Below are 17,813 nucleotides of genomic sequence, written 5' to 3' on the forward strand. Positions count from 1 at the left end.
CCCATGGGCGCCCTGATTGTTTTTATTCCAAGGGGTAGAAACCCGCTCAGCAGCAGACGCTCTGCATCCGCTGTTGGCCGGGCTCCCACCGCTTGCCATGCTTGGCCTTGCGCTGATAACTACCTTTACCCTTCTTGCTCGGCTCGACCCTGGCCTGGAACAGGGTGGAGGTGACCAGCGCCTTCAGATGATTGTCCTGAATGATGCCCCGCCCATGATCGTGGGCCTGGTCGATGATCTCGACCAACTTCTTCTTGGCCATATTGGCTCCTGCTTGTGTCGTTATGACTGGCTAAAAATACGCCAGGGTAAGTAAAAACGCGCCGATTGTGCGCCTCCCGGTCCCCGAGTGCAAGGGGTCGGCAGCAGGCAGACCTGGATCAGGGGGCGGGCCGGTAGATCACCCGCACCAGGCCGCTCGCCAGCACGGTACTGGAAACCGGGGCAAGCCGCCCTGGCAAGGGTTCACCGCCAAACAGCGAGGCTCCCTTGCCCAGCACCACGGGCACCCAGAACAGGGTCAGCTCATCCACCAGCCCGGCCTGCAAACCTTGCCGTACCACCTCGCCACCATCCAGATAGAGGTGGCGTGCCCCCTCCCGCCACAGATCTGTCAGCACCTGCGCTAGCTCCCCCTGCCGGAAAGAGACATGGGCGCGAGGCTCGGCGGGCCTGTGGGTCAGCACCACCACAGGCTTGTCGCCGTAGGGCCAGTCCGGGAAGGCAAGCACCGTCTCGTAGCTGTTGCGCCCCATCAGCAGTGCATCCGCGCTCGCCATCAGGGCGCTGTAACCCGTCTCCTCCTGGGTATCGCCGTCATAGGGCGCCAGCCACTCCAGGGCCCCGTTCTCCCCGGCGATAAAGCCATCGAGGGAGAGCGCCAGAAAGGCACTGACCCGGGGGCGCTCAGTGCTCATGATCGTGATGCTCGTGGCGGGACAGAGCGCCGGATTCCAGGGTCTCCAGAATGGCGCAGTGCTCGGCCGAGCGCGGACCGCCGCAACAGATGTTGGAGAGCTCCTTCAGGTTCTCGCGAAAACGGGTCAACTCGAGGATCTTCTGCTCCACCTGGCTGAGCTTGGCATCGGCCACCGCCTTGACCTCCTGACAGGTGACCCTGGCCTTGTTGGTGTCCAGATCCAGCAGCTCGCCTATGTCGGCGAGGGAGAAACCCACCGACTTGGCACGGATGATAAACTCCAGCCGCCGCCTGTCCTGCTCGCCGTAGACGCGATAGCCGGAGTCGTTGCGCAGGCCCGGCGAAAGCAGCCCATTTTTCTCGTAAAAACGCAGGGTATCCGCCTTGACCCCGCACGCCTTGGCCAGTTCTCCAATCCGATACATGTCCGTTCTCCCGCTGGAGTGGGTACTCAAAATAAACCGGCCTCCACTATCGCCCCTTTGCCGGTCGATTGCCAGCCAAAGGCAGGAAAGCAGCAGATAACCCTGACCTTGCCGCTCCTTTCCCGCCAAAACGCTGAAAAGGCAAACGTTTCACAAAAAATCACCAGAAAACGTTTAACACCGCACCAGGCAAGGCTTTGCCTCCTTAAAAAATCCACCACGGCTCACATTTTTTGTGTAGAATACGCGCCCACAAGAGAGCGCCGCATCAAGCGGGCATTTCCTAAAATGCTTTTGCCAACAGCCAGCCTTGGGCGAGAGTGGTTTGCGAAATCCCCCACTTCCATTTATTTGGGGACTCTCTGTGGTGAGCCTCGCCTCTCATGGAACTGTCCCCGTTATGCTGAGGACGATAGTGTGATGGAACAAGCTCGACCCATTCGCCGTGCACTGCTGAGTGTGTCTGACAAGACTGGCATCCTGGAATTTGCCAAGGCCCTCAACGAGCGTGGTGTGGCCCTGCTCTCTACCGGTGGTACCGCCAAGCTGCTCGCCGACGCGGGTCTGCCGGTGACCGAGGTCTCCGACTACACCGGATTCCCCGAGATGATGGATGGTCGCGTCAAGACTCTGCATCCCAAGGTGCACGGTGGCATCCTCGGCCGCCGCGATCGGGATGACGCCATCATGGCCCAGCACGCTATCTCCCCCATCGACATGGTCGTCGTCAACCTCTATCCCTTCGCCGCCACCGTCGCCAAGCCGGGTTGTACCCTGGAAGATGCGGTCGAAAACATCGACATCGGTGGCCCGACCATGGTGCGCTCCGCCGCCAAGAACCACAAAGACGTGACCATCGTCGTCAAGGCCGCCGACTACGGCCGGGTGATCGCCGAGATGGATGGCAACGGCAACAGCCTGACCCTCACCACCCGCTTCGATCTCGCCATCGCCGCCTTCGAGCACACCGCCGCCTACGATGGCATGATCGCCAACTACTTCGGCACCCTGGTCCCCTCCTACGGCGACAACAAGGAGGGCGACGCCGAGTCTCGCTTCCCGCGCACCTTCAACAGCCAGTTCATCAAGAAGCAGGACATGCGCTACGGCGAGAACAGCCATCAGGCTGCCGCCTTCTACGCCGAGGAGCAGGCTGCCCCTGGCTCGGTGGCCAGCGCCACCCAGCTGCAGGGCAAAGCCCTCTCCTACAACAACATCGCCGACACCGACGCAGCGCTCGAGTGCGTGAAAGAGTTCGATGAGCCCGCCTGCGTCATCGTCAAGCACGCCAACCCCTGCGGCGTGGCCATCGGTGACGATCTGCTGGCGGCCTACGAGCGCGCCTGGCAGACCGACCCCACCTCGGCGTTTGGCGGCATCATCGCCTTCAACCGTGAACTGGACGGCGCCACCGCCAAGGCCATCGTCGATCGCCAGTTCGTGGAAGTCATCATCGCCCCCTCGGTGAGCCAGGAGGCCCGCGAGGCCGTGGCCGCCAAGCAGAACGTGCGTCTGCTGGAATGCGGCCAGTGGACGGCGCCGGCGCAAGGGTTTGACCTCAAACGCGTCAACGGCGGCCTGCTGGTGCAGGAGCGGGATCTCGGCATGGTAACCCTCGGGGATTTGAAGGTTGTCAGCAAGCGCCAGCCCACCGAGGCGGAACTGAAAGACCTGCTGTTCTGCTGGAAGGTCGCCAAGTTCGTCAAGTCCAACGCCATCGTCTACGCCAAAGACGGCCAGACTATCGGCGTCGGCGCCGGCCAGATGAGCCGGGTCTACTCCGCCAAGATCGCCGGCATCAAGGCCGAGGATGAAGGGCTGGTGGTGGCGGGCTCCGTCATGGCCTCCGATGCCTTCTTCCCGTTCCGCGATGGCATAGATGCCGCCGCCGCCGCCGGCATCGCCTGCGTCATCCAGCCGGGTGGCTCCATGCGGGATCAGGAAGTGATCGACGCCGCCGACGAGCACGGCATGTGCATGCTGTTCACCAACATGCGCCACTTCCGTCACTGATGGGTCAGGGTCGCCTTGGGGCGACCCTCTTTGCACCTGACTATGTCAATTGACTGGTTTTCACCTGCGAATGCAGCTGGTTATCACGAATAGAAGCGAGCGAGACGATGAAAGTACTGATCATTGGTAATGGCGGCCGTGAACATGCCCTGGCCTGGAAGGCCAAACAGTCCCCCCTGGTGACCCGGGTGTTCGTCGCCCCCGGCAATGCGGGCACGGCTCACGAGGGCAGCATAGAGAACGTCGCTATCGAGCCCACCGACATCCAGGCCCTGCTGGCGTTCGCCAAGGAGCAGAAGATCGGCCTCACCATAGTCGGGCCGGAAGCGCCCCTGGTGAAAGGGGTGGTGGATGCGTTCCGTGCCGAGGGGCTGGCCATCTTCGGCCCGACCGCCGCCTCTGCCCAGTTGGAAGGCTCCAAGGCGTTTGCCAAGGACTTCCTGGCCCGTCACGCCATCCCCACCGCCGAGTACCAGAACTTCACCGAAGTGGCGCCTGCGCTCGCCTACCTGCGTGAGAAGGGTGCCCCCATCGTCATCAAGGCCGACGGCTTGGCCGCCGGCAAGGGCGTCATCGTCGCCATGACCCTGGAAGAGGCCGAGGAAGCGGTGCAGGACATGCTGTCCGGCAATGCGTTCGGTGACGCCGGCGCCCGGGTGGTGATCGAGGAGTTCCTCGGCGGGGAAGAGGCGAGCTTCATCGTCATGGTGGACGGGGAGCACGTGCTACCCATGGCCACCAGCCAGGATCACAAGCGGGTCGGCGATGGCGATACCGGCCTCAACACAGGTGGCATGGGGGCCTACTCCCCGGCCCCCGTGGTGACCGATGCGGTACACCGACGCGTGATGGAGCAGGTGATCATGCCCACCGTGCGTGGTATGGCCGCCGAGGGCAACGTCTATACCGGTTTCCTCTACGCCGGTCTGATGATCGACGAGCAGGGCAACCCCAAGGTGATCGAGTTCAACTGCCGCTTCGGCGATCCCGAGACCCAGCCCATCATGCTGCGCATGCGCTCCGATCTGGTGGAGCTGTGCCTGGCCGCCTGCGCCGGCAAGCTGGATCAGGTGGAAGCCATCTATGATCCCCGCGTCGCCATCGGCGTGGTACTGGCCGCCGGCGGCTACCCGGGTGACTATGTCCAGGGCAAGCCCATCAGTGGCCTGCCGGTGGAAGAGGCGAGCGGCGAGAAGGTGTTCCATGCCGGCTCCCGCCTGGACGGGGATACCGTCGTCACCGCCGGTGGCCGGGTGCTGTGCGCCACCGCTCTGGGTCACACGGTCGCCGAGGCGCAGCACCGCGCCTACCAGCTCGCGGCCCGCATCCAGTGGGACGGCGTCTTCTATCGCAAGGACATCGGCTGGCGCGCCATTGAACGCGAACAGGCCCAATAAATCGGCTTGTCGCCAGCACGTTAACCATCAGGGCCTGCGGGCCCTTTTTGCTACCTGCGTTGCAACCCACTCGGGGATTTTTGGCCCCAGCCTCCGTAGCACGTCCTCACTGATTGGCTACAAATCATCAGCACAATGCGCACATTTAGTCACAATTGGTCGCACTTTATCCATACAACTGCCCTGGTTTCATGGCATCATGCTGTATGATAACGCACTCAAATGAGTGTCATAAGAACCCACAATGTCGTCGTTTCATAAGGAAATCCCATGTTGAAAACCCTGCGCCCCCTGCTGTTGCCCCTGATGTTCGGCCTGCTGACCCTGCCCGCCCTGGCCGGTGAGCTGGAGCAGCCGATGAAGAAGATCGGCTTCAACTACAAGCAGGCACTCAAGGCTGACGATGCCGCCACCATGGAGAAGCACATCAAGGAGATGAAGGCCCAGCTCGACATCGCCAAAGAGAAGAAGATGCCGGAGGCCAAGAAGGCCAAGTTCCTGGAAGGCATGAACGAGGTGCAAGGTGAGCTGGACGCCAGCCTGGCGGCCCTGCAGGCCGGCGATCAGGAGAAAGCCCGCGCCCACCTGGCCAAGGTCAATGACCTGAAGAAGGAGTATCACACCTATGCCAAGCAGAAAGGCTGAACCCTTTCGCTGGGATAACCTGGTCCGCCTCACCCACTGGGGTGTGGCGGCCGCCTGCGTCGCCAACCTCTGGTTCAACGAGGCGGGGGAAACCTGGCACGAGCGACTCGGTTACCTGGCCATCATTCTGATAAGCGTCCGCCTCGGCTGGGGCCTCTCCTTTGCCAAGGGTTATGCCCGCCTGAGCGCTCTCATCCCGACGCGAAACGAATTCTCCCGGCAGAGCCAGGCCCTGCGGATGCGAGCCCCCGCCGCCCCCGGCCATCACGGCAGCGGCAAGCTGGCGGTCTGGGCACTCTGGCTCATCATACTCGCCACCGCCGGCAGCGGCTGGTTCCAGAACACAGAGCTGGGGTTCGAGCTGGGCGCCGATGAGTGGCACGAGTGGTGCACCTGGGCGCTGCAGGCCATGATAGCCCTGCACCTGTGCGCCATCGTCCTCACCTCCTGGCGCCAACGCAGCAACCTGCTAGCCCGCATGTTGCCACTGCGGCGCCCGGCCGCCCCCCCTGCTCCCCGGCAAGAGACGCAACCCTGATACGCACGGGCTCCTGCGGGGGCCCGTGTTATTTTCGACCCTTGCCTCTCCCCTCTGCTGTTCCTGCACTGACCCGCCCCTGCATAACGTTTACACGCCCGCGCCGATTAGACGGCCTTATATGAAAACATTTTCATTCACATTTCTTAACTAAATTCCGCTGTTCGATTTTCAACCACTTCGATTTCATGAATGCTACTGACCGAACGAGGTTGTTCGTCGTCCGTTCGAAATGCAGACAGTGAGAACCAATAACAACATCGAAGGGAAAATCGTCATGCACAACACACTGTTTCGAACCGCCCTGCTCGCCGCGGCGCTCGGCGCTTTCAGCCAGGCTGCCAGCGCCGAAGGGGTCATGGTCCACCTGTTCCAATGGAAGTTCAACGACGTCGCCAACGAGTGCGAGACCGTGCTCGGGCCCAAGGGCTTTGGCGGTGTCCAGATCACCCCGCCGGCCGAACACAAGCAGGGCAGCGAGTACTGGTGGACCGTCTACCAGCCGGTCAGCTTCAAGAACTTCAACAGCTTCGGCGGCAGCGAGGCGGAGCTCAAGAGCATGATCGCCCGCTGTAACGCCGCCGGGGTCAAGATCTATGCCGATGCCGTCTTCAACCAGCTCGCCTCAGGCTCCGGCAGCGCCACCGGCGGTGGCAGCTACAACTCGGGCCAGTTCCAGTATCCCCAGTTCGGCTACAACGACTTCCACCACAGCGGCGACATCACCAACTACGGCGACAGCAACAACGTCTGGAACGGCGCCCTCTACGGCATGCCGGATCTCAACACCGGCTCCGCCTATGTGCAGGATCAGATAGCCACCTACATGAAGACCCTGCTCGGCTGGGGGGTCGCCGGTTTTCGCATCGATGCGGCCAAGCACATGGCCCCGAGCGAGGTGAAAGCGATCCTCGACAAGGCGGGCAGCCCCAAGGCTTACCTCGAGGTGATAGGCGCCGGCGGTGAATCCGCCGACATCCAGCCCAATCGCTACACCTATATCGACCGGGTCACCGACTTCAAGTACGGCACCGACTTGGCCGCCAACTTCAACGGCCAGATCAAGAACCTCAAGACCCTGGGCGAGAGCTGGGGCCTGCTCCCCTCAGACAAGTCCTTCATCTTCGTGGTCAACCACGATCGCGAGCGCGGTCACGGGGGCGGCGGCATGCTCACCTTCATGAACGGCGCCCGCTATGAGCTGGCCAACGTCTTTATGATGGCCTGGCCCTATGGCTGGAAGCAGCTGATGTCCGGCTACCGCTTCGCCGACATGGGCAAGTACGAGACCGATAAAGGAGCGCCGGCCAGCACGCCCTGCTCCGACAGCCAGTGGAACTGCGAGCAGCGCCGCCCGCAAATCATGAACATGGCCCTGTTCCACAACCGCACCGAGGGCACGGCGGTCAGCAACTGGTGGGACAACGGCAACAACCAGGTCGCCTTCAGCCGGGGTGACAAGGGCTTCGTCGCCATCAACAACGAGAGCGGCAGCCTGGTGGCCTCGATCCCGACCGGTCTGCCGGCGGGGGAGTACTGCAACATCCTGGCAGGCAGTGACTATTGCAGCGGCGCCTACATAACGGTCGACGCCAGTGGCAAGGCCAGCCTGAACCTGGTGGGCATGAAGGCCGCTGCCATCCTGGCCGGTTGCACCAAGACCAGCCCCTGCGGCGGCACCACACTGCCGGGCAACAAGTTCAGCAGCCTGAACATTCGCGGCACCCACAACGCCTGGGGCAATACCCCCATGACAGTCGATGCCAACCGCATCTGGTCCGCCACCGTCACCTTCAGCGGCACCGGTGACGCGACCGGGGCCCAGCGCTTCAAGTTCGACGTCTTTGGCAACTGGACCGAGAACTACGGTGACAACGAGGGGGATGGCATCGCCGACAAGGGCAGCAGCAAGGACATCCTGTTCAGCGGCGCCGGCCAGTATCGCGTCGCCCTCAAGGAGAGCGACCTCAGCTACAGCCTGACGCCACTTGCCAGCAACCAGGCGCCGGTCGCGGCCATCTCGCCCAAGTCCATCAACGCCAAGCTGGGTGAGAGCCTGGTGTTTGACGCCTCCGCCTCCAGCGACGACGTCGGCGTGACGAGCTACGCCTGGTCCACCGGGGGTAGCGGCAAGACGGAAACTGTGCTGTTCGATACCCTGGGAACCCGTACCGTGACGGTCACCGTCACCGACGCCGAGGGGCTGACCGCCAGTGCCAGCGCCACCGTGAACGTCACCGACAGCAACGGCGCTTACGCCAGCGTGCTGCCCACCCTGCACCTGCGCGGCACCCCCAACGGCTGGGGCTCGCTTGCCATGACGCTGGTCGCCGACAACCAGTGGGAAGCACTTGTCAGCTTCGACGGTCAGGCCAATCAGCGCTTCAAGTTCGACGTCAAGGGCGACTGGAGCCAGAACTACGGTGACAACAACAAGGATGGGGTGGCCGAGCTCGCCGGCAACGATATCCTCACCACCGTCATCGGCCAGTATCGGGTGCGCTTCAACGACCAGACCCTGGCCTACAGCCTGACCCCGATCAGCGTCGGTTATGCGAAGACCTTCCCCAGCCTGAACCTGCGCGGCACCCCCAACAACTGGGGTTCTACCCCCATGACGCTGGTGGCCGATCACCTGTGGCAGGCCAGCGTCACCTTCACCGGGGCAGGTGACGCCAGCGGCGCCCAACGCTTCAAGTTCGACGTCAAGGGCGACTGGACCCAGAACTATGGCGACAGCAACAAGGACGGGGTGGCCGAGCAGACCGGTGCCGACATCACCACCTCAGTGGTCGGTGCCTATCTGGTGCGCTTCAATGACCAGACCCTGGCCTACAGCCTGAGCGCCCAATAAGCATCGGGGGATAAGGCTCCGGCGGCGGGCCCCCACGTCGCCCACCGCCGGAGCTGATTTGGTCCATCATGATAAAACCGTGCCACCGGGTTCCCGACCCAGTGGCACTTTATGCCCGCCTTCTCCCTCAGATCCCCCCACCCACCGAACGGCTCATGCGTCGCAGGCGAGCGCCCTTGCCCATTTCCCGCCTGCCAAGTCGCAGGCATACTGGGTCGACACATCCATGCAGGAGCGCATATGAAACAACTGGAAGCCCTCAAGGCCGAGGGCAGGATTGAAGAGGCTCGTCAGCACGGTCTGCTGCAGCTGGTGGAGCACCCGCAGCACGCCGAGCTGCACTACGAAGTAGCCGGGTTGCATGACAGCCTGGGGCGCGAGAACCAGGCCATCCCCCTCTACCAGAAGGCCATTGCGCTGGGATTGAGTGAAGCCTCGCTACGCGGTGCCTGGCTCGGTCTTGGCAGCTCCTATCGCAGCACAGGTCAGTATGCCGAGGCGCTGGCGGCCTTTGACCAGGCCCTAGCCCGCTTCCCCGATGCCAATGAGTTCAGGGTGTTTCGTGCCATGACCTGCTACAACCTGGGCCACCACAAGGAGGGGATGGAGCAGCTGCTGGCGGTGCTTGCCGAGACCACGGCGGATCCCGCCCTCGTCACCTACAGGCGTGCCATGGCCCTCTATGCCGAGGATCTGGACCGGCGCTGGTAAAACCCTAGAAACGACAAAGCCGCTCATGATGAGCGGCTTTGTCTGAATTTGGTGGCCCCTGCCCGACTTGAACGGGCGACCAATCGATTATGAGTCGACTGCTCTAACCAACTGAGCTAAGGGGCCGAAATCTTGCTTTTGCGGCGTGGATTATAGGGGATGCGAGATACCTCGTCCATAGGCAGATCAACCACTTGCCGAGTTTTTGTCCAGTCTGGCCGATTAAACTCGCCGCGCTCCCTTGCCAATGCACTCTGCCCCGTCGCGCACAAAACAAAGCCCCGCATGGCGGGGCTTTTTGACAAGGCTTGTCGGCTGCTTTCAGAACTATTCGTCCAGGAAGCTGCGCAGCACTTCCGAGCGGCTCGGATGACGCAGTTTGCGCAAGGCCTTGGCTTCGATCTGACGAATACGCTCACGGGTAACGTCGAACTGCTTGCCCACTTCCTCTAGGGTGTGGTCAGTGTTCATGTCGATACCGAAACGCATGCGCAGCACCTTGGCTTCACGGGCGGTCAGGCCGGCCAGCACTTCGCGGGTCGCGTTGCGCAGGCTCTCGCTGGTGGCCGCATCCGCCGGCAAGGCGAGCGTGGTATCTTCGATGAAGTCGCCCAAGTGGGAATCTTCATCATCACCGATAGGCGTCTCCATGGAGATGGGCTCTTTGGCGATCTTCAATACCTTGCGGATCTTGTCTTCCGGCATGCCCATGCGCATCGCCAGCTCTTCCGGGTTCGGTTCACGACCCATCTCCTGCAGCATCTGACGGGAGATACGGTTGAGCTTGTTGATGGTCTCGATCATGTGCACCGGGATACGGATGGTACGGGCCTGATCCGCGATGGAGCGGGTAATGGCCTGACGGATCCACCAGGTGGCATAGGTCGAGAACTTGTAGCCACGACGGTATTCAAACTTGTCCACCGCCTTCATCAGACCTATGTTTCCCTCCTGGATCAGATCCAGGAATTGCAGACCACGGTTGGTGTATTTCTTGGCGATGGAGATAACCAGACGCAAGTTCGCCTCGACCATCTCTTTCTTAGCACGGCGGGCCTTGGCCTCACCAATGCTCATGCGACGGTTGATGTCCTTGATCTGGGCGATGGAGAGACCCGTCTCTTCTTCGATCTGTTGCAGCTTGCCGATGGCACGCAGCACGTCTTCGTCCATCTCCAGCAGGCGGGGAGACCACGCCTTGCCGGCCTGCTTCTGGTATTCGAACCAGGCAGTCTCGCACTCGTTGTTGGTGAAGGCCGCGACGAAGGTTTTCTTCGGCATCTTGGCCTGCTCAACGCAGAGCTTCATGATGATGCGTTCCTGCACGCGAACCCGCTCCATCATCTCGCGCATGTTGTTGACCAGGCGATCGAACTGCTTGGGCATCAGGCGGAATTGACGGAACACATCGGCCAGCTGGGCGATAGCGGCCTGGGTCTCATCGTGGGCGCGACCATTCTTCTGAATGGAGAGACGGGTGACTTCGTACTGGGCACGCAGTTCACCGAACTTCTCACGGGCGACTTCGGGATCCGGACCACCGTCCCCTTCATCGTCGGCGTCGTCGCCGTCCCCGTCTTCATCTTCGTCTTCTTCTTCGTCTTCGTCAGCCAGATCGTCTTCGCTGAGCTCGGAACCGATATGGGTGGCGGTCGGCGCCACGTCATCCGCTTCGTTCGGATCGATAAAGCCGGAGATGATGTCAGACAGACGCAGCTGCTCGGCTTCGTACTTGTCGTACTGTTCGAGCAGGTAAGTGATGGCTTCAGGGTACTCGGCAACGGAGCTTTGTACCTGGTTGATACCGTCTTCGATCCGCTTGGCGATGTCGATTTCGCCTTCACGGGTCAGCAGTTCGACGGTACCCATTTCCCGCATGTACATGCGGACGGGATCGGTCGTGCGACCAATCTCAGATTCAACAGATGCCAGAGCCTGGGCCGCTGCTTCGGCAGCGTCCTCATCGGCGGTACCACCTTCAGCCATGATCAGGTCATCGGCATCCGGGGCGTTTTCCACTACCTGGATACCCATATCGTTGATCATCTGGATGATGTCTTCGATCTGGTCAGAGTCGACGATGTCTTGCGGGAGGTGATCGTTCACCTCGGCATAGGTCAGGTAGCCCTGTTCTTTACCTTTGGCAACGAGGAGTTTAAGCTGAGACTGCGGGGTTTGCTCCATAGAACTCATCCGGTTGGTGTTGCTAGGTTGCGCGTACAGTGCGCTGCTGCGCAAATAGCCAATTCTAATAGAAAACCGCCAGACATGCTATGTCTGGTTGCGGCGTCGGTCATGAGAAACCCCTGCCCGCAGTATTGTCGGGGCCAGGCGGTTATGAAATTTTTGCTTTTCATCCCGTCGATTCGGGCAACGGTATTTATATTGGGACTAATCACTCAAATATCAAGCCCCACTCTCATTTCTTTTCTCCAATCTGCACCTCTCTGATCAACATCATCAGCTCCTGCGTCTCCTCAGAGCTTAGCCCTTCCTGTGCCACCTTGGCCTGCAGCTCTTCGATCCGCTGCTTCAGGAACTGGTTGATGAAGCCGACGAAGGTGTCCTGCAATTCCCCCAGGATATCCGGCTCCTGATCGAGTTTGATCTCTTCAAACAGGTCGTGCATCGCCAGCTGGGCGAGGATTTCCCCTTCCTTGGTGCCCCGCCAATGCTCCAGCAATATGCCGGTGGTGACATTGGGCTGGGACAGGATCTGCTGATGCAGCTGTAGCAGGAACTGGATGCCCTGTACCCGCAGTCCGGCGAGCTCCGGCATGGGAGGCAGCTCGGCGGTCACCGCCGGGTATTGCAGCATCAACGCCAGGGCGCGGCGGACCGGTGTCAGCTTGGCCGCCTTGGGCTTGCTGAGTTCCGCCTTCGGCTGGCTGCCACGGGCAAACAGATCGGCGATGCGCTGCTTGTTCTCCCCCCAGCGCATCATGCTGGAGAGCCGGGTGATCAGACCCTCCCGGGTGAAGCCTTCCGGCACCCGGCGGATCAGCTCGGCCGCCTTGTTGGCTACCTCGAACTTGCCCGCCTCACCGGAGAGCGCTGCATCGCGCCCCAGACGCTCGAACATGAAGTCGGCGAAGGGTTGCGCCTCGTCCAGCAGAGCCTCGAATCCGTCTTTGCCGATCTGGCGCACCAGGGAGTCAGGATCCTCACCATCCGGCAGGAACACGAACTTGAGCTCACGCCCATCCTGCAGATGAGAGAGGGCATTGTCCAACGCGCGCCAGGCCGCCTCACGACCAGCGTTGTCGCCGTCATAGCAGCAGACCACCTCGGCCGTGGTGCGAAACAGGGTGTGGATATGGTCGCCCGTTGTCGCCGTGCCCAGCGCAGCCACCGCGTAGTCGATGTCGTACTGACCGAGGGCCACCACGTCCATATAGCCTTCCACCACCAGGATCCGGCGGGGATCCTTGTGCGCCTGCTTCACCTCATAGAGGCCAAACAGCTCTCGTCCCTTGTGGAAGATGGGGGTTTCCGGCGAGTTCAGGTATTTGGGCGTACCGTCCCCCAGCACCCGGCCACCGAAGCCGATGACCCGGCCGCGCTTGTCCCGGATGGGAAACATGATGCGATCGCGAAAGCGATCATAGCTGCCGGGGCCGCTGTCGCGGGGGATCAGCATGCCACCCGAGATGAGCAGCTGCTCGTGCTCCCGGCTGGTGCCAAAGCGTCGCCTGACCTGATCCCAGTCACCTGGGGCATAGCCGATGTTGAAGCGCTTGACCACTTCTCCGGTCAGGCCGCGCCCCTTCAGGTAGTCCACCGCCTGGGGAGCGCCCTTGAGGTTGCTCTCGTAGAAGCGGGCAATCTGGCTCATCAGATCGAACAGATCCTTGCTGACGGCAGGCTGCGCCTTGCCGCTGCCGCCTAGGCTCTGCTCACGGGGCACCTGCATGCCCTGCAGGTTGGCAAGCTCTTCGATGGCATCGGGGAATTCGAGTCCGTCATACTCCATGACAAAGCCGATGGCGTTGCCGTGGGCGCCACAGCCGAAGCAATGGTAGAACTGCTTCTCCTGGCTGACGGTGAAAGAGGGGCTTTTTTCGTTATGAAAGGGGCAGCAGGCCTGATAGTTCTTGCCGGCCTTCTTCAGACGCACTCGTGAGTCGATCAGCTCGACTATGTCTGTGCGTACGAGCAGATCATCGATAAAGGATTGTGGGATCCTGCCTGCCATAACCGTCCTGTTTCATTACTCTGAAAAATAAAAAAGCCGCGCATTCACAGGGAAGCACGGCTTCTTTCGACTAACAAGAGAAATGCCTGTTACGCCAAGCGGGTTTTCACCTGCGCACTGACGGCGCCGACATCGGCACGCCCCTGAATTTTCGGCTTCAAGACAGCCATGACCTTACCCATATCCGCCATGACGGCAGCCCCACTCTCGGTGATGGCTTGCTCGATCAAGCTGGCAATTTCGTCTGCGGTCAGCTGTTGCGGCAGGAATTCCTGCAGCACCAGGATCTCGGCGGACTCTTTGTCGGCAAGATCCTGACGACCGGCAGCTTCAAATTGGCTGATGGAATCACGGCGCTGTTTGACCATCTTGGTCACGACAGCGAGGATCTCCTCATCATTGAGCTCGACACGGGTATCGATTTCACGCTGTTTGATTTCTGCCATCAACAAACGGATCGTCCCCAGTCTGGCCTTATCTTTGGCCAGCATGGCGAGTTTTTGTTGATCCTTGAGTTGATCCTTCAGAGACACGGCATGATCCCCCGATTAGTACAGGCGGATACGACGTGCGTTTTCGCGGGACAGCTTCTTGGCGTGACGCTTAACGGCAGACGCTTTGGCGCGCTTACGGATGGTAGTCGGCTTCTCGTAGAACTCACGGCTACGAACTTCAGACAGGATACCGGCCTTTTCGCAAGAACGCTTGAAGCGACGCAGAGCAACGTCAAACGGCTCATTTTCACGGACTTTGATTACTGGCATGTGCCTTTCACCTCAGTGATATTTGGTTAGCTGACCTTCAATCGATCAGCATGTCTTAAAATGGTGCGAAATTATACTCTGGACAGGGAATGAAAGTAAACCCGCAGAGATCGCTCTGGTTTAAAAAACCCGCGAAGGTTACCATAGCCGTCTCATTTTAGCAGTGAAATTTTTTAGCAATGCGTGTATTGGGCATAGAGACATCCTGTGACGAAACCGGGATCGCGATCTTCGACGATCAAAAAGGGATCCTTTCCCATCAGTTATACAGCCAGGTCAAGCTGCATGCGGACTACGGCGGCGTGGTTCCCGAGCTCGCCAGCCGGGATCATGTGCGCAAGACGATCCCCTTGATCCAGGCCGCCTTGAAGGAGGCTGGCCTCGGCAAGGATGACATCGACGGCATCGCCTATACCGCAGGTCCGGGCCTGGTTGGCGCCATCCTGGTGGGAGCCACCATAGGCCGCTCCCTCGCCATGGCCTGGAACAAACCGGCGGTGGCCGTGCACCACATGGAGGGTCACCTGCTGGCGCCCATGCTGGAAGAGCGGGCCCCCGAGTTTCCCTTCGTGGCGCTGCTGGTCTCCGGTGGCCACTCCATGCTGGTGCGAGTCGACAGCATCGGCAGCTACCAGCTACTGGGGGAATCCATCGATGACGCCGCTGGCGAGGCCTTCGACAAGACCGCCAAGCTGATGGGTCTGGACTATCCGGGCGGCCCCCTGCTCTCCCGCCTGGCGGAGAAGGGCGCCACGGGGCGTTTCACCTTCCCCCGTCCCATGACAGACAGGCCCGGCCTCGACATGAGCTTCTCCGGTCTCAAGACCTTCGCCGCCAATACCATAGCCGCCAATGGTGACGACGAGCAGACCCGCGCCGACATCGCCCGCGCCTTCGAGGATGCGGTGGTCGATACGCTGGCCATCAAGTGCCGCCGCGCCTTGAAGGAGACCGGTCTCAAGCGCCTGGTGGTGGCGGGCGGCGTCAGTGCCAACCGTCACCTGCGCGCCCAGCTGGCCGAGCTGATGGAGAGCCTGCACGGCGAGGTGTTCTATCCGCGCACCGAATATTGCACCGACAATGGCGCCATGATTGCCTATGCCGGCATGCAGCGCCTGAAGGCCGGGGTATTCGAACCCCTGGTGGTCAAGGCGGTACCGCGCTGGCCGCTGGACACCCTGGATCCGGTCTGATCCACAGGATCCATTGCAATATAAAAAAGGGGCCACTGGCCCCTTTTTGTTGTTTCTGACTGCTTGAACTAGTTGGTGCGGAACAATGCCTCGATGGACAGTCCTTGCCCCAGCAGGATCTCCCGCAGGCGACGCAGTCCCTCCACCTGGATCTGGCGCACCCGCTCCCGGGTCAGCCCTATCTCGGCACCCACGTCTTCCAGGGTCGCCGGCTCATAGCCGAGCAGACCGAAGCGACGGGCCAGCACCTCACGCTGTTTGGGATTTAGTTCCTCCAGCCAGTGCACAATGCTGGCACGCATGTCGTCGTCCTGGGACTCCAGCTCGGGGCCCATGCCGCGCTCGTCGGAGAGCACGTCCAGCAGCGCCTTGTCCCGATCGCCGCCGATGGGGGTATCCACAGAGGTGATCTTCTCGTTGAGCTTGAGCATGCGGTTCACGTCGTCCACCGAGCGATCCAGCGCGTGGGCTATGTCTTCGGCGGTGGGTTCGTGATCGAGACGATGGGAGAGCTCCCGCGCGGTACGCAGGTAGACGTTCAGCTCCTTGACCACGTGGATGGGCAGGCGGATAGTGCGGGTCTGGTTCATGATGGCCCGCTCTATGGTCTGGCGGATCCACCAGGTGGCATAGGTGGAGAAACGGAAGCCGCGCTCGGGGTCGAATTTCTCGACCGCGCGGATAAGACCGAGGTTACCCTCTTCGATGAGATCCAGCAGCACCAGGCCGCGGTTGTTGTAGCGCCGGGCAATCTTGACCACTAGACGCAGGTTGGACTCGATCATGCGCTTGCGGGCGGCTTTGTCACCGCGCAAGGCACGACGGGCGTAGTAGACTTCCTCTTCGGCAGTGAGCAAGGGGGAGAATCCTATCTCCCCCAGGTAGAGCTGGGTGGCATCCATTACCTTGTTCAGTTCGGGCACCATGAGCTCGTCGGAGATGATCTCCTCAGCCTCGGCGGTGACTTCCTGAACTTCTTCTTCCTCTTGAGACTCCAGCTCCTCGTCGAACTCTAACTCTGCATCCTGCATTACCAGTTGTTCTTGGCTCATGATATGTCTCCCTGACCTGAACCAGAGTAAGACCTAGCTCTCTGGGTTAACGCTTTGGCAAATAGCCCATCGGGTTGATTGACTTGCCTTTGTACCGGATTTCGAAGTGCAAGCGCACATCCGGCGCATCCGTGCTACCCATATTCGCGATAACCGCTCCACCTTTGACGGAGTCTCCCTCCTTCACCCGCAAGTCATCGTTGTGGGCATAAGCAGAGAGATAGTCATCGTTGTGCTTGAGAATAATCAGCTTGCCGTAACCCCGCAGTGCACTCCCCGCATAGACCACCTTGCCGCCGCTCGCTGCGTAGATGGGTTGCCCCTTCTGGCCCGAGATGTCGATGCCCTTGTTGCCCTGTTCCGCAACGGAGAAGCCTTCGACAATTCGGCCTTGCGTCGGCCAGTGCCATGAGAGTGACGACTGGGGACTGCTGTTTTTTTGTTCTTTCGGCTGAGCGTATGCTGTTGAAGATGCCGGAGCAATGCTTTTTTGTGCGATGAACGGAGTGGTCGTACCTGCTGGCGCCGTTGCCAGGGGTTTTGGCCCCGTGCTGGTCACGGTCGGGGTCGTCACCGCCACCATCTGGCTACCGCTCGCCGATGGCACGCTCAACACCTGGCCCACGTGCAGACCATAAGGTGCCTGCAGATTGTTACGCTGCGCCAGGGTCTGGTTGGAGACGTTGAACTGACGACCTATGCTGCTCAGGGTGTCACCACGGCGCACCTCATAGGTGCCGTTGCCGGTCGCGACCGGGCGGCTGACCGCCATGCCGGTGCTGGCCACGGCGCCGGAGGAGCCATCCAGCCGGAGCTGCTGGCCCGGATAGATGTTGTAGGGCGGGCTGATGCCGTTGAGGCTGGTCAGTGACGCGACGTCCATGCCGGAGCGGAAAGCGATGGAGTAGAGGGTGTCCCCTCTGACCACAGTGTAACTGCCGCCCTGAATGCCCGGCTTGGCCATGCCTTGACGGGTCGGAATGGTCGAGGCAACGGGATCGTTACCCAGACTCTGTACCGGAGCAGCAGTCTTGCTGGAAGAGCAGGCAAGCAGCAGCCATGACAACACGACAACACCGCTCCCTTGCCAAACACGCGAACGCATAG

15 protein-coding genes, 1 tRNA gene and 1 pseudogene are annotated in these 17,813 nt (G+C 61.0%); 7 read left to right on the plus strand and 10 right to left on the minus strand.

Features of this window, described 5'->3' with window-relative positions; translation table 11 throughout:
• Window positions 1-46: 46 nt before the first annotated feature.
• From CUC44_RS19200 to zntR, 3 genes are all read right to left on the minus strand, one after another.
• Window positions 47-262: an alternative ribosome-rescue factor A gene (locus CUC44_RS19200; RefSeq protein ID WP_100861471.1), complete on the minus strand. Its 216-nt coding sequence runs from the start codon at window positions 260-262 to the stop codon at window positions 47-49.
• A gap of 118 nt (window positions 263-380) precedes the next feature.
• Window positions 381-917 carry a dihydrofolate reductase family protein gene (locus CUC44_RS19205; RefSeq protein ID WP_100861472.1) on the minus strand — a complete coding sequence of 179 codons (537 nt, stop codon included), beginning with the start codon at window positions 915-917 and terminating at the stop codon, window positions 381-383.
• On the minus strand, window positions 907-1,344 hold the full coding sequence (zntR, locus tag CUC44_RS19210) for a Zn(2+)-responsive transcriptional regulator (RefSeq protein ID WP_100861473.1): 438 nt from the start codon (window positions 1,342-1,344) through the stop codon (window positions 907-909). Before zntR ends, CUC44_RS19205 begins: the two co-directional genes overlap by 11 nt.
• A gap of 420 nt (window positions 1,345-1,764) precedes the next feature.
• On the opposite strand from zntR, the gene purH reads away from it, so the two are divergent.
• The 6 genes from purH (at window position 1,765) to CUC44_RS19240 (ending at window position 9,502) form a co-directional block, all read left to right on the plus strand.
• The gene (gene purH / locus CUC44_RS19215) at window positions 1,765-3,357 is read left to right on the plus strand and encodes a bifunctional phosphoribosylaminoimidazolecarboxamide formyltransferase/IMP cyclohydrolase (RefSeq protein WP_100861474.1); all 1,593 of its coding nucleotides are present in this window, start codon (window positions 1,765-1,767) and stop codon (window positions 3,355-3,357) included.
• Between the two features lie 107 nt (window positions 3,358-3,464).
• A complete protein-coding gene (gene purD, locus CUC44_RS19220; protein ID WP_100861475.1) occupies window positions 3,465-4,754 on the plus strand; it encodes a phosphoribosylamine--glycine ligase in 1,290 nt (429 codons plus the stop codon).
• 270 nt (window positions 4,755-5,024) lie between these two features.
• The gene (locus CUC44_RS19225) at window positions 5,025-5,399 is read left to right on the plus strand and encodes a cytochrome b562 (RefSeq protein WP_100861476.1); all 375 of its coding nucleotides are present in this window, start codon (window positions 5,025-5,027) and stop codon (window positions 5,397-5,399) included.
• Window positions 5,380-5,937, plus strand: coding sequence for a cytochrome b/b6 domain-containing protein (locus tag CUC44_RS19230; RefSeq protein WP_100861477.1), 558 nt, complete (start codon window positions 5,380-5,382; stop codon window positions 5,935-5,937). The genes CUC44_RS19225 and CUC44_RS19230 overlap by 20 nt, the downstream gene beginning before the upstream one ends.
• A 277-nt stretch (window positions 5,938-6,214) precedes the next feature.
• The gene (locus CUC44_RS19235; RefSeq protein ID WP_100861478.1) at window positions 6,215-8,791 is read left to right on the plus strand and encodes an alpha amylase C-terminal domain-containing protein; all 2,577 of its coding nucleotides are present in this window, start codon (window positions 6,215-6,217) and stop codon (window positions 8,789-8,791) included.
• A 240-nt stretch (window positions 8,792-9,031) separates the two neighbouring features.
• Complete coding sequence (locus tag CUC44_RS19240; protein ID WP_100861479.1) at window positions 9,032-9,502, plus strand: tetratricopeptide repeat protein; 471 nt, start codon at window positions 9,032-9,034, stop codon at window positions 9,500-9,502.
• 49 nt (window positions 9,503-9,551) lie between these two features.
• On the opposite strand, the gene CUC44_RS19245 is transcribed toward CUC44_RS19240, so the two are convergent.
• The 5 genes and pseudogenes from CUC44_RS19245 to rpsU form a co-directional block, all read right to left on the minus strand.
• Window positions 9,552-9,628, minus strand: a tRNA-Ile gene (locus CUC44_RS19245).
• Between the two features lie 201 nt (window positions 9,629-9,829).
• Entirely contained in the window at window positions 9,830-11,725 is a 1,896-nt protein-coding gene (gene rpoD, locus CUC44_RS19250; protein WP_332502103.1) for an RNA polymerase sigma factor RpoD, read from the minus strand.
• 183 nt (window positions 11,726-11,908) lie between these two features.
• Window positions 11,909-13,697, minus strand: a pseudogene (gene dnaG / locus CUC44_RS19255) (DNA primase).
• An 89-nt stretch (window positions 13,698-13,786) separates the two neighbouring features.
• Window positions 13,787-14,230, minus strand: a complete 444-nt coding sequence (locus tag CUC44_RS19260) for a GatB/YqeY domain-containing protein (RefSeq protein ID WP_100861482.1) — start codon at window positions 14,228-14,230, stop codon at window positions 13,787-13,789.
• Window positions 14,231-14,245: 15 nt separating this feature from the next.
• Window positions 14,246-14,461 carry a 30S ribosomal protein S21 gene (rpsU, locus tag CUC44_RS19265; protein ID WP_005309452.1) on the minus strand — a complete coding sequence of 72 codons (216 nt, stop codon included), beginning with the start codon at window positions 14,459-14,461 and terminating at the stop codon, window positions 14,246-14,248.
• Window positions 14,462-14,640: 179 nt separating this feature from the next.
• Between rpsU and tsaD the strand changes: the two genes are divergently transcribed.
• Window positions 14,641-15,654, plus strand: a complete 1,014-nt coding sequence (gene tsaD, locus CUC44_RS19270; RefSeq protein ID WP_100861483.1) for a tRNA (adenosine(37)-N6)-threonylcarbamoyltransferase complex transferase subunit TsaD — start codon at window positions 14,641-14,643, stop codon at window positions 15,652-15,654.
• A gap of 68 nt (window positions 15,655-15,722) precedes the next feature.
• Here the strand turns inward: tsaD and rpoS are convergent, their stop codons facing one another.
• Complete coding sequence (rpoS, locus tag CUC44_RS19275) at window positions 15,723-16,706, minus strand: RNA polymerase sigma factor RpoS (RefSeq protein ID WP_100861484.1); 984 nt, start codon at window positions 16,704-16,706, stop codon at window positions 15,723-15,725.
• Window positions 16,707-16,752: 46 nt separating this feature from the next.
• Window positions 16,753-17,811, minus strand: coding sequence for a LysM peptidoglycan-binding domain-containing protein (locus tag CUC44_RS19280; RefSeq protein WP_100861485.1), 1,059 nt, complete (start codon window positions 17,809-17,811; stop codon window positions 16,753-16,755).
• Between the last annotated feature and the right edge of the window lie 2 nt (window positions 17,812-17,813).

The sequence above is a fragment of the Aeromonas lusitana genome, from assembly GCF_002812985.1.
Lineage (GTDB): Bacteria > Pseudomonadota > Gammaproteobacteria > Enterobacterales > Aeromonadaceae > Aeromonas > Aeromonas lusitana.